Source organism: Streptococcus oralis, assembly GCF_003943825.1.
Lineage (GTDB): Bacteria > Bacillota > Bacilli > Lactobacillales > Streptococcaceae > Streptococcus > Streptococcus oralis_CD.
The window spans coordinates 226954-239692 of sequence record NZ_RJNJ01000002.1; the positions used below are offsets into that span (position 1 = coordinate 226954).

Here is a 12739-nt window from a genome sequence, read left to right on the forward strand (position 1 = left end):
TTATACTCCAAATAAGTTTTAAAGAGTATTAGTTGATAACTGAGTAATAAGATTGCAGAAATCATCCGGTAAGGGACTTTCTAGTTGCAAATCTTGCTCTAGAAAAGGATGATAAAAAGATAAATAATGACAATGCAAGGCTTGGCGCTGAATACCGTCGTCTAGGCTGCCTCCATAGAGATCGTCTCCTAAAAGAGGAAAACCAATATGAGAAAAATGCACTCGGATCTGATGAGTTCGTCCAGTATGCAGGCGAATATCAACTAGGTGAATATTTTCATAAGACGCTACAACTTTGTATGACGTATGAGCGTATTTCCCACCTTTGGCAACCCGTCTTGTGATAATAGAATCTTCATCACGCGCAATCGGCGCAATAATCTCCCCTTCAGGCTCCAAGACACCAGCTCCTTTAACCAAAGCAAAGTAGCGTTTCTCGATAGACTTTCGTTGCAGTTGCTTGTCTAAACGTGCATGAGCGTAGCCGTGTTTGGCAAAAAGCATCAAACCAGATGTATCTCTATCAAGCCTAGTCACGATGTGAACTTGCTGGTTTTCATATTCTTGTTTGACATAGTAGCCCTTGATAAAATTGGCAATGGTATTGGAATGATTAACACTGGGGATGGAAGCTACTCCATAAGGCTTATTCAAAACCAGAAAATGATCATCCTCATACAAGATATCGAGTGGTCTATCAATAGCTTCAAGGCTCTCAAATCCTTCCTCTGCTGGAATGTCAATAGTTACCCTGTCTCCAATATCTAAGAGATAAGTCGCATTTTGAGGTTGGCCATTGACCAGAATAGCCCCGCCTCGAAACTTAATCTTAGCCAAAAGTCCCTTGGAAACCTCGTGTTTCTTGAGGAAGGTTTTGACTTTGACGTGCTCATCTGCGAGAAATTCGAACCTCATTCATCCACCTCGCCGATAAAGGCATCTTTGACACGATTCCAAAAACTAGTGTGGCTTGGTGTCGCTACGAAGTGAATCTTGTGATGGTCGATTTGATACTCAATCCGTTCGATATTACGGAAGGAAAAGACGCTGTTATCAACTGATATCGTATGGTAATCATTGCGTGTCGGTAATAGTTCAATCTTATCTTTTTTGGGAATAATGATTGATGAACCCAAAGTGCGATAGACTCGGTTGTTAAGACTCGCTATCTCCGTCAACTGCAAGGCTTCAATGGTCGGATGCAAGACAGCTCCACCCAAGGACTTGTTGTAGGCAGTACTTCCCGTTGGCGTTGAAACAGTCACTCCATCTCCACGAAATCTCTCAAACGGAACATGGTTAATGATGATATCCGCAACCATGGTGCGGTCTGATCGACGGATACTCGCTTCATTTAAAGCACGGAAGATTTTCACCTCTCCATTTTCAAGCGTTACCTTAACATTCAAGACAGGATAAGAAACTTTGGCACCCGTATCTAGTAAAAGATTGGTCACCAACTGATCCAGCTCAAAATCACGATAATCTGTGTAAAATCCCAAATGCCCTGTATGAACACCTACAAATCGAACCTTGTCTAACTGATTCTCATACTTGTGAAAGGCAGATAAAAGCATCCCATCGCCACCAATCGAAATGACGATGTCGGGATTGGTATCGTTCAGTATAAAATGTTGTTTCTTGAGTTTTTCCCTCAGCTCATGCAAGACCTTCTGACTTTGTGGCTTTCTATTTGCTATGAGGTCAACTCGTTTACCTGTATTCTTCATCTGTATCGTCACTATTTCCTACACCGTCATTTAATTTTCTGCTCAATGGATCAAAGAGAGCCTGCGCTTCCTGAATATCGTCACGAATCTTACCCATTTCTTCATCTAGCTGATGAGCTATTTTCGCTGTAATTTCCAATCTTGTCCTGATTTCTTCTGGAAAATCTCCCTGATACTTATAATTGAGCGAGTGCTCAATGGTCGCCCAAAAGTTCATAGCCAAAGTCCGTATTTGAATCTCGGCGAGGATGGTCTTAGCCCCATTTATCGTGTCTACAGTATATTCGACAACCACGTGATAAGAACGATAGCCCGAAGCCTTACGATGAGTGATATAATCTCGTTCCTGAACGATTCTCATATCTTGGCGTTTACGTAGAATCTCAACTACCTCTTTGACGTCATCAACAAACTGGACCATGACACGTAAACCAGCAATATCTTGCAAGTCATTTTCTAAAGTTGCATAAGTAATTCCTCGACGAGCCATCTTTTCTTTGATACTTTCAATCGGTTTTACACGACCCGTTACAAACTCAATCGGAGAATGCTTGTTTTGCTTACGATACTGTTTGCGAATTCCCCGAAGTTTAATCTTCAATTCACCAACAGCCTGAATGTAAGGATCTAAAAATTCTTCCCATTCTATGGTCATACTTTCTCCCTTAAAATGTTTGATTGCTCTGTCGAAAATCTTTGATTTTTTCAGTACATTCGTATACAATAAATACATTGTCCATTATACCATAACTCGCTTTCAAAGATATAGAAAAGGTTGAAAAAATGAAACATTTAGAAATAGAATTGAAAACACTTCTGAAAAAAGAGGACTATGAGCATCTAAAAAAACAGTTTTCCCATATCCAACCCGTTCTTCAGAAAAACTACTACATTGACACACCAGATTTCCAATTGCGTGAAAAGAAGGTTGCCATGCGCATTCGCACCTTTTCAGATTGGGCGGAATTGACCTTAAAAGTACCTCAAACTGTAGGAAATATGGAATACAACCAGAAACTAACTCTTCCAGAAGCTGAATCGTACCTAGAAAAACAAAAACTACCTCAGGGTCTCGTTCTAGAGAAGCTCTCTAAGATTGGCATCGAAAGCCATGACTGGTTTGTTCTAGGCTGCCTTTCCACCCTACGTTATGAAATGAAAACCGAGATTGGCTTAATGGCCTTAGATGAAAGTCGATACTTTGACCAGACGGACTATGAACTCGAGCTTGAAGTCACCGACCATGAAAAAGGGAAAACTGATTTTAAGAGATTTTTAGATGAAAATCAGATAACCTATCAGAAAGCTCCTTCAAAATTAATTCGTTTTATTAAAAGCATGAAAAAAAGCTGAAATAATCTCCTTTTTTTGGTAAAATAGAAAAGATAAAAATAAAAGAATCTGGCTTTGAAAAACAAAGCTTTCTCAGAGAAGATTCGCAAAGTTTACAGAGGACGGTCTATAATGTCAGATAGAAACAACATGAAACTTTTCACCCTAAACTCTAACCATGAAATCGCTCAAAAGATTGCGGATACAGTTGGTGTACCTCTCGGGAAATTATCCTCTCGTCAATTTTCTGATGGCGAAATCCAGGTCAACATTGAAGAAAGTGTCCGTGGTTACGATGTTTATATCATCCAGTCAACCAGCTATCCCGTTAGCAACCACTTGATGGAGTTGTTGATCATGGTTGACGCTTGTGTACGTGCAAGTGCTCATAGTATCAACGTTGTCCTCCCTTACTTTGGTTATGCGCGTCAGGATCGTATCGCTTCTTCTCGCGAACCCCTCACTGCAAAACTAGTTGCCAATATGCTTGTCAAAGCTGGAGTAAGCCGTGTTCTAACGCTTGACCTCCATGCTGTTCAGGTCCAAGGTTTCTTTGATATTCCTGTAGACAATCTTTATACTGTTCCTCTATTTGCTAAGCACTACTGTGATAAAGGACTTCTTGGTTCTGATGTTGTTGTTGTTAGTCCAAAGAACTCTGGTGTTAAACGTGCTCGTAGTTTGGCTGAATACCTTGATGCTCCTATCGCTATCATTGACTACGCGCAAGATGATTCTGATCGTAACGAAGGCTATATCATTGGGGATGTTGAAGGCAAGAAAGCTATCTTGATTGACGATATCCTAAATACTGGTCGTACATTCTCTGAAGCAGCCAAAATCGTTGAACGTGAAGGCGCAACTGAGATTTATGCAGTATCCAGTCACGGTTTATTTGTTGAAGGTGCAGCAGATCTTCTTGACGCTACAAACATCAAAGAAATCCTCGTGACAGACTCAGTAGCAACCAAAGAAAGAACTCCAGAAAATGTATGTTACATTACTGCTAGCGAATTAATCGGAGATGCTATCGTCCGCATCCATGAAAGAAAACCAGTCAGCCCACTCTTTGCTTACAACAAAAAGAAATAAGGTGATTCTTTGATTTATTTGGACAATGCTGCAACGACTCCTATGTCAGCAGTAGCTATTTCTGAAATGACCAAGGTCATGCAAGAAACTCATGGTAATCCTTCTAGTATTCATAGTCATGGTCGGCAGGCTGGCAAACTCTTGCGAGAAGCTCGTCAGGACTTAGCCCTCTTACTAGGAACCAAACCTCAACATATCTTTTTTACGTCTGGCGGTACAGAAAGTAACAATACAGCCATTATCGGCTATTGTCTCCGTCATCAAAATCGTGGAAAACATATCATTACGACAGCTATTGAACACCATTCTGTGCTTGAGACTATTGATTATCTGGTGCAACATTTTGGTTTTGAAGCGACCATCATCCAACCAGTAAATCAAGAAATAACTGCCCAGCAAATTCAAGAAGCCTTACGTGACGATACCATTCTTGTTTCCACCATGTATGCCAATAATGAAACAGGTAGCCTCTTACCTATCGCTGAGATTGGGCGTATTTTAAAAGAGCATCCTGCTGCTTATCATGTAGATGCAGTTCAAGCTATCGGGAAAATTCCTATCCATCCCGAGGAATTAGGAATTGATTTCCTCAGTGCTTCTGCCCACAAATTCCATGGACCAAAAGGAGTCGGATTTCTTTACGCTTCTTCCGCGGACTTTGATTCCTACCTTCACGGTGGAGACCAAGAACAAAAGAAACGGGCTGGAACAGAAAACCTCGCTGCCATTGTAGGTATGGTCGCTGCTCTCAAAGAGGATTTGAATGACCAAGTTGAGCATTACCAAAAACTAAGCGCACTTAAATCTGTTTTTCTAAAAGAGATTTCCGATTTAGACTACTATCTCAATGAAAGCAACCACCAACTACCTTATGTTGTCAACATTGGCTTTCCTGGTCAAAAAAATGATTTGCTTTTGCTACGGTTAGACCTTGAGGGAATTTCAATTTCTACCGGTTCAGCTTGTACTGCTGGTATTGTGCAAACCAGTCATGTGCTTGAAGCATTTTATGGACCAGATTCACATCGTTTAAAAGAATCTGTCCGTATCAGTCTCTCTCCTCTTAATACTGAGGAAGAACTGAAACAACTCGCACAAACCTTAAAAAATATTATTGGAGATTAATCTAATGGCATTCGAAAAAACCATTAAACTACAAAACTGCCGCTACAACTACACACTTAGTCCAACTGTCAAAAAGTTTACACTGAAAGACAATACTTTCTTTGAAACAAAAGTAGGCAACTACGAACTAACTCGTCTACTTGAAAAAGTACCCAACAGTGGTGAAGGTTTCAAGCTAAAAATCATCATCAATAAAGACCTTACAGGTGCTAAACTCAACATCACTGACAAGTCTGGCCTTCGTTTGGTTAATATCTTTAAATCAGAAGACCACCACATTCATCAGGAGAAATTCTACTTCCTCATGGACAGTTTAGTAGAACGCGGTATTTTCACTAAAGAAGAAAGATAATTGACTATGTATCGACTTACCTATCAAGATAACTATCACGTAGAACGTACACTTGAATATAAGGATTACGAAGAGCTTATGTTATCTCTATCAGGCTGTGTGACCCTACCTGATACTCTCCTAATCAGCTCCTTAACGCTGAATAATAAGGTGATTTATCAAGGATTGGTTGGCGATCTCTACCGTTTTCTATCACAAGCTCATTTTTCAGATAAAAACTAAGAAATTTCTTAGTTTTTTCTTGTTTTTGTTGATTTTTTCACAATGTTTCTATAAAATAGAAGAATAGAAAGGTTGTGATTTTGTGAAAGATAAACAGTCAGCTATTCCAAAAGCAACAGCAAAAAGACTCTCTCTTTACTATCGAATTTTTAAGAGATTTCATGCAGAAAAAATCGAACGTGCCAACTCCAAGCAAATTGCAGAGGCTATCGGTATCGATTCTGCGACCGTTCGTCGGGATTTTTCCTATTTTGGTGAGCTAGGTCGTCGTGGTTTTGGTTACGATGTCAAAAAATTGATGAATTTTTTTGCTGATCTCCTAAATGATAACTCAATTACAAATGTTATGCTGGTTGGAATCGGAAATATGGGACATGCTCTTCTCCACTACCGCTTTCACGAGCGTAACAAGATGAAAATTATCATGGGCTTTGACCTAGATGACCATCCAGAAGTTGGAAGCCAGACACCTGATGGGATTCCAATCTATGGTATCTCACAGATTAAAGAAAAAATCAAAGAAGCAGATGTCAAAACTGCTATCCTAACAGTTCCAAGTGTTCAATCACAAGAAGTTGCCAATCTTTTGGTTGATGCAGGTATAAAAGGTATTCTCAGCTTTTCCCCTGTCCACCTTCACCTCCCAAAAGATGTGGTCGTTCAGTATGTCGATTTAACAAGCGAACTCCAAACTCTCCTCTATTTTATGCGTAAAGAGGATTAGAAAGCGAAAGCATTTATGGAAAAACCAGTTATTGGGATTACAGGAAATGAAAAAGCTCATCCAGATGATGACATCATGATGAGCTATGCAGCAAAGGGCTTTGTTGAAGGAGTCAAAGACGCTGGCGGAATTCCAATCATCCTACCGATTGGTGATCAAGAAATGGCTACCCATTACATCAGTATCATTGATAAGCTCATCCTAACGGGTGGGCAAAATGTTGATCCAAAATACTATGGTGAACCAAAGGCTATTGATAGTGATGACTACCACCTTCAAAGAGATATTTTTGAACTAGCACTTATCAAAGAAGCGATTAAACAAAAGAAGCCAATTTTCTCTGTTTGTCGAGGTACTCAACTTTTCAATGTCGCCATGGGAGGCACGCTACACCAAGATATCGAGGATCATTGGCAGGACTGTTCAGCCGAATACACGACCCAACGCCTCGTAACGGAACCTGATACCATTCTCCGAGAGATCTATGGAGAAATCTCTCATATCAACTCCTTCCACCACCAGAGCATTAAAGATCTAGCTTCAAATCTTAAGGTTGTAGCACATGATCCTAAAGATGGAATCATTGAGGCTGTGACAACTACGGACGGTTTCCCTTATCTTGGTGTTCAATGGCATCCTGAATTTCTCTTTGAAAACCGCCCCAAAGATAAAACATTGTTTGACTATGTTGTTAACGAACTCTAGGACTTATAAATAGGTTATTAAATCATGAATGAAATTAAAATACCTTCTACTCATGAGATTTTGAGAGATATAGAAGCTAATGTTTTCATATCTTATAAGGAAAAGGAAGCTAATCTTTTCTTATCAAACAATGAAAAAGAAATAACGGTTTGCTTTCATCTTTCTAATCTCTATAGACTTTTAACAGCGGAAAGTTACCAATCTTTTTCTAAGAATAAAGAGAATTTCGATAAACTATCTCAAAAAGAAAAAGAAAAACAGCTGAAAGAAATGTCTAAAAAGGCAAAACTATTTTGTAGAAAGGCAGATGCTAAACTAAAAAGTAAATTTCATTCAAGTCTTTACTTTTACAGAGATATTCTCATTCATAAAAAAAGATATTATAAAATCGAAGATTTCAATGCAATTGTCGACTTTATCGTTCAAGAAAATTTACTTGTACCCACGATAAAACCTCTTCCTGTTATCAGTTTGACAGAAGTAGATTCCTATGTTTTAGAAGTGATTGAGTAAGATCATGTGTAATCTTAAATCAGATCCGTCTTTTCACGGTAACTAAAGTAATCCGAGTGCGAGACAATCAGGTGGTCCAAGAAAACGATCCCCATCAGTTCGCAGGCTTCCTTGACTAGCTTAGTGACATGGTCATCATTTCGACTAGGAGATACTGCACCAGATGGATGATTGTGAACGAGAATCACAGAGGTTGCCATATGCTTGAGGGCATAGTGAAGGATTTCCCTTGGTTCAGCGATGCTGCGTGTCGCAGATCCGATAAAAATGGTCTGTTGATGAATGATTTGATTTTGAGTATTGAGATAGAGCGCCACTAGATGCTCTTGTTTTTTGTCGCCAAGTTCCTGTTGCATTTTCTTGGCTAGCTTTTGACTGCTGAGAATACTTTCCATCTCAAGGGTTTCATGTTTATGAATACGATGCCCCAGTTCAATCACTGCTTGTAGTTCAATGGCCTTAATCCGTCCAATACCAGACAGACTCTGCAATTCCTGCAGAGTCATTTTCTTTAAATCAGTTAGACTCTTAAGACTATCCAAGACTTTCTGAGCAATTTCAAAGACATTAGCCTGACGTGTTCCGGTTCTGAGCAGAATAGCTAGTAATTCTTGATTACTCAGAGCCTCTACTCCTTCTTTAACTAGTCTTTCTCTAGGCAAGAGTGAATCTTCTTGGAATGAAATACTGTACATAAAAATCCTCCTCACTTTATTATTCGTGAGAAGGATGGAAAATTAGATTTTTTTCTCAATTGGGGCAACACTGGCTAAGAGTTTTTTCAGCCCCACTTCTGGGAAATTGATTTTTAGTTCCTGAGTATCACCGCTACCTGAAACTTCAAGGACCGTTCCCTCTCCCCATTTCTTGTGAAGTGCTATATCTCCAATAGACCAACTTGTATCAGTCGAATCTTTTTTATTTTCGGCTGCTAACTGTCCAAATGGGAGACCACTTGACTGGATAGAGCTTGGTGCAGCCTTGCGTTTTCGTTCTTGAAGCGCCTGAGCCAAACTCATTCCTTGACCGAAAGCAATCCCACCACTGCTATAAGAAGCCTTGAAACTGGTATTAGCTGGTCGAGCCAAACCTTGATACTCGAGCAAGTCCGAACTAATTTCATTGATAAAACGAGTTGGACGATTGTAGCTAGTACGACCGAAAAGCAAGCGTGAGTTGGCATTGGTCAGATAGAGGATTTTCTCCGCGCGCGTGATACCTACATAGGCCAAACGGCGTTCCTCTTCCAGCTCATCCGGATCTTCAGAGGCGCGGTTGAGGGGAAAGACATTTTCCTCCATCCCGATGATAAAGACAACCGGAAACTCTAGTCCTTTAGCTGCATGGAGGGTCATCAATGTCACTTCTGATGTCTCCTGACTGCCTGAATCCGTGTCTGCAATCAAAGCCAAGTCATTCAAGAATCGACTGAGTTTGTCCAAACCAGTTTCCTCTTCTTGACTATCAGGATTGTCGTCAAAATTCTTGGTAACAGATAGGAACTCTTCGATATTTTCAACTCGCGCCTTGCTTTCTAAGGTTGCCTGAGCATTAAGAATATCGATATAACCTGTTTTTTCTAGAACAGCCTCCACCAGCTCGGTGATGGTCAATTGATTCAGTTGCTCCCGCAAATCCAGAATCATATTGGCAAAATCCCAGATAGACTGGGCTGCCTTACCCTTGATTCCTGATAACATGATATTGGCTGAAGCATCCAGCATAGACATCTCTTGCAGGTTAGCAAAATCCCGGATTTTCTCAACCGTTCCTGGACCAATTCCGCGCTTAGGCTCGTTGATAATACGCTCAAAACTGATATTGTCACTCAGATTGGCAATGAGGTTAAGATAAGCGATAATGTCACGGATTTCCTTACGGCTGTAGAACTTGGTCCCGCCGACCATAGTATAAGGAATATTGGACTTAAGCAGGGCTTCCTCAATAGTACGAGACTGGGCGTTAGTCCGATAAAGAACTGCAAAATCCTTGTGGAGAAAGTTTTGACTACGACCAAGTTCATCAATGGTTTTGGCTACAAAAACAGCCTCATCCTGTTCGTCATTTGCACGATAGTAAATAATCTGCTCACCATCAGCATTCTGGGTCCAGAGATTCTTGGGGCGGCGATTTTGATTGTTTTTGATGACGTCATTGGCTGCTTGGAGAATGGTTTTTGTTGAACGATAATTTTCTTCTAGCAAAACGACCTTGGCGTTAGGATAATCTTTCTCGAAATCCAAGATATTCTGCATATCAGCCCCACGCCAACCATAGATAGATTGGTCTGCATCACCGACCACGCAGATGTTTTTAAAGCGTGAAGCCAAGAGTTTGACCAATTGATACTGGGCATGGTTGGTATCTTGGTACTCATCAACATGAATGTACTGGAACTTCTGCTGGTAGTAGGTCAAAACATCAGGATTCTGATCAAAGAGACGCAAAGTCAACATAATCAAATCATCAAAGTCAACCGACTCTGACTGACGAAGCTCTTTTTGATAGGCTGTGTAACACTGAGCTACGATTTGCGTATACATATCACCAGCTTGAGCAGCATAAGCCACATCATCAATTAGGTCGTTCTTAGCATTGGAAATAGTCCCCAAAATGGTCCGTTCATTCCATTTTTTAGGATCCAAGTTCAACTGCTTGAGAATGCGCTTCATAAGAGTTCGCTGTTCTCCTGGATCTACAATGGTGAAGTTCCGATTGTAGCCAATATGATCCGCATCGCGACGCAGGATACGAACACACATGGAGTGAAAGGTCGCAATTAGACAATCCTGGGTTGCTGGATTAAGGCTATAAGCACGCTCCTTCATCTCACGCGCTGCCTTATTGGTAAACGTAATAGCCAAGATATTCCAAGGATTGACCATCTTTTCATCAATCAAATAAGCAATACGGTGGGTCAAAACTCGGGTCTTCCCAGAACCAGCCCCCGCCATGATTAACAAGGGGCCTTCTGTCGTTTGCACCGCCTCAGCCTGACGGTCATTCATTCCATTCAATAATGCGTTCATTTTCTCTTCCTTACTCTTGAAGTCAATGTTTCCATTATATCAGAAATTAGAGAAAATATCTTTACCTAGATTGGTTGCGTCTAGAAAGTAACTCTATTATCAGCTGACGACAACGCCTCATATCTAGACAAGAAAATGAGCTTGGAAAGATTTTCCAAACTCATTTAAAATAATCTATATCATTAGAACAAGCCTAAAACTGTTCCGTCGCTTTCAACATCCATATTAAGAGCGGCTGGACGTTTTGGAAGACCTGGCATGGTCATGACATCACCAGTTAGGGCAACGATGAAGCCTGCACCCAATTTTGGTACCAATTCACGGATTGTAATTTCAAAGTTTTCTGGTGCTCCAAGTGCATTTGGATTGTCAGAGAAACTGTACTGAGTTTTCGCCATACAGATTGGCAATTTGTCCCATCCATTCTGAACGATTTGGGCAATTTGCGTTTGAGCTTTCTTCTCAAAGTTCACTTTGCTACCACGATAGATCTCTGTAACAATCTTTTCAATCTTTTCTTGGACAGAAAGGGCATTGTCATAAAGACGAGTGTAGTTGGCTGGATTTTCAGAGATAGTCTTGACAAGCGTTTCGGCAAGTGCTACACCACCTTCTGCGCCATCAGCCCAGACACTAGCCAACTCAACTGGCACATCGATAGAGGCACAGAGTTCCTTCAAAGCTGCGATTTCAGCTTCTGTATCAGAGACAAATTCATTAATCGCAACAACTGCTGGAATACCAAACTTACGGATGTTCTCAACGTGGCGTTTCAAGTTAGCAAAACCTGCACGAACTGCTTCCACATTTTCCTCTGTCAAAGCGTCCTTAGCTACACCACCATTCATCTTAAGGGCACGGAGGGTTGCGACGATGACAACTGCATCTGGAGATGTTGGCAAGTTTGGTGTCTTAATGTCAAGGAATTTCTCAGCGCCAAGGTCTGCACCAAAACCAGCTTCAGTAACGGTATAATCAGCCAAGCGAAGGGCTGTGCTTGTTGCCAAAACAGAGTTACATCCATGAGCGATATTAGCAAATGGACCACCATGTACAAAGGCAGGTGTACCGTAAATTGTCTGAACCAAGTTCGGTTTGATAGCATCTTTCAGAATCAATGCTAAAGCTCCCTCAACCTGTAAATCACCAACAGTAACTGGTGTACGGTCATAGCGATAGCCAATAACGATATTGGCCAAACGACGTTTCAAGTCCTCGATGTCCGTTGCCAAGCAAAGAATGGCCATGATTTCGGAAGCAACGGTAATATCGAAACCATCCTCGCGTGGAATACCATTTAGAGGGCCACCAAGTCCAACGGTAACATGGCGAAGGGCGCGGTCATTCAAGTCCACAACACGTTTCCAAAGAATACGACGTTGGTCGATTCCCAGCTCATTTCCTTGGTGTAAGTGGTTGTCAATCAAGGCAGAAAGAGCATTGTTAGCAGTTGTAATGGCATGCATATCCCCGGTAAAGTGAAGGTTGATGTCCTCCATTGGCAACACTTGGGCATAACCACCACCGGCTGCACCACCCTTAATCCCCATTACTGGGCCAAGAGACGGTTCGCGAATAGCAATCATGGTTTTCTTACCAATCTTGTTCAAGGCATCCGCAAGACCAATGGTAATGGTTGATTTTCCTTCACCTGCTGGTGTCGGGTTAATGGCAGTAACCAAGATTAATTTTCCAACTGGATTGCTCTCAACTGCACGAATTTTATCAAAGCTGAGCTTAGCTTTGTACTTTCCATATAATTCCAAATCATCGTAAGAAATACCCAATTTCTCAACAACATCAACGATTGGTTTCAACTCAATACTCTGTGCGATTTCAATATCTGTTTTCATTCAAAACTCCTCTAGCCTCTAATGTGATAATTCATTATAACACAAAACAAGATTTTTAACAT

Annotated in this window: 14 protein-coding genes; 8 read left to right on the plus strand and 6 right to left on the minus strand. The window is 40.9% G+C overall.

All coding sequences use genetic code 11. From position 1 onward, the window contains the following. Positions 1-18: 18 nt before the first annotated feature. The 3 genes from D8863_RS02815 to yjbM are packed head-to-tail and all read right to left on the minus strand — an operon-like array spanning position 19 to position 2385. On the minus strand, positions 19-915 hold the full coding sequence (locus D8863_RS02815) for an RluA family pseudouridine synthase (RefSeq protein ID WP_125441017.1): 897 nt from the start codon (positions 913-915) through the stop codon (positions 19-21). After that, on the minus strand, positions 912-1730 hold the full coding sequence (locus D8863_RS02820; RefSeq protein ID WP_044020707.1) for an NAD kinase: 819 nt from the start codon (positions 1728-1730) through the stop codon (positions 912-914). The genes D8863_RS02815 and D8863_RS02820 overlap by 4 nt, the downstream gene beginning before the upstream one ends. After that, a complete protein-coding gene (yjbM, locus tag D8863_RS02825) occupies positions 1714-2385 on the minus strand; it encodes a GTP diphosphokinase (RefSeq protein ID WP_125441018.1) in 672 nt (223 codons plus the stop codon). The genes D8863_RS02820 and yjbM overlap by 17 nt, the downstream gene beginning before the upstream one ends. Positions 2386-2513: 128 nt before the next feature. Here yjbM and D8863_RS02830 point away from each other — a divergent pair, with 128 nt between their 5' ends. The 8 genes from D8863_RS02830 to D8863_RS02865 all read left to right on the plus strand — a co-directional run bounded on the left by D8863_RS02830 (position 2514) and on the right by D8863_RS02865 (position 7795). Then, complete coding sequence (locus D8863_RS02830; RefSeq protein WP_125441019.1) at positions 2514-3083, plus strand: CYTH domain-containing protein; 570 nt, start codon at positions 2514-2516, stop codon at positions 3081-3083. A gap of 111 nt (positions 3084-3194) precedes the next feature. After that, on the plus strand, positions 3195-4154 hold the full coding sequence (locus D8863_RS02835) for a ribose-phosphate diphosphokinase (protein WP_001283843.1): 960 nt from the start codon (positions 3195-3197) through the stop codon (positions 4152-4154). A gap of 9 nt (positions 4155-4163) precedes the next feature. After that, entirely contained in the window at positions 4164-5279 is a 1116-nt protein-coding gene (locus tag D8863_RS02840; RefSeq protein WP_125441020.1) for a cysteine desulfurase family protein, read from the plus strand. 4 nt (positions 5280-5283) lie between these two features. Continuing rightward, positions 5284-5631 (plus strand): DUF1831 domain-containing protein, encoded by a 348-nt coding sequence (locus D8863_RS02845; protein ID WP_125441021.1) that lies wholly within the window; start codon positions 5284-5286, stop codon positions 5629-5631. A 6-nt stretch (positions 5632-5637) separates the two neighbouring features. Then, positions 5638-5853, plus strand: a complete 216-nt coding sequence (locus D8863_RS02850; protein WP_125391794.1) for a DUF4649 family protein — start codon at positions 5638-5640, stop codon at positions 5851-5853. An 82-nt stretch (positions 5854-5935) separates the two neighbouring features. After that, positions 5936-6577 carry a redox-sensing transcriptional repressor Rex gene (locus D8863_RS02855; RefSeq protein WP_000653412.1) on the plus strand — a complete coding sequence of 214 codons (642 nt, stop codon included), beginning with the start codon at positions 5936-5938 and terminating at the stop codon, positions 6575-6577. Between the two features lie 15 nt (positions 6578-6592). Next, a complete protein-coding gene (locus D8863_RS02860) occupies positions 6593-7282 on the plus strand; it encodes a gamma-glutamyl-gamma-aminobutyrate hydrolase family protein (RefSeq protein ID WP_125441022.1) in 690 nt (229 codons plus the stop codon). 24 nt (positions 7283-7306) lie between these two features. Beyond that, positions 7307-7795: a hypothetical protein gene (locus D8863_RS02865; protein WP_125441023.1), complete on the plus strand. Its 489-nt coding sequence runs from the start codon at positions 7307-7309 to the stop codon at positions 7793-7795. Positions 7796-7809: 14 nt separating this feature from the next. Here the strand turns inward: D8863_RS02865 and radC are convergent, their stop codons facing one another. From radC to D8863_RS02880, 3 genes are all read right to left on the minus strand, one after another. Continuing rightward, positions 7810-8490, minus strand: coding sequence for a RadC family protein (gene radC, locus D8863_RS02870; protein ID WP_125441024.1), 681 nt, complete (start codon positions 8488-8490; stop codon positions 7810-7812). A 42-nt stretch (positions 8491-8532) separates the two neighbouring features. After that, positions 8533-10824 (minus strand): DNA helicase PcrA, encoded by a 2292-nt coding sequence (gene pcrA, locus D8863_RS02875; RefSeq protein ID WP_125441025.1) that lies wholly within the window; start codon positions 10822-10824, stop codon positions 8533-8535. Positions 10825-11006: 182 nt separating this feature from the next. After that, positions 11007-12677, minus strand: coding sequence for a formate--tetrahydrofolate ligase (locus D8863_RS02880; protein WP_125441026.1), 1671 nt, complete (start codon positions 12675-12677; stop codon positions 11007-11009). Positions 12678-12739: the final 62 nt, after the last annotated feature.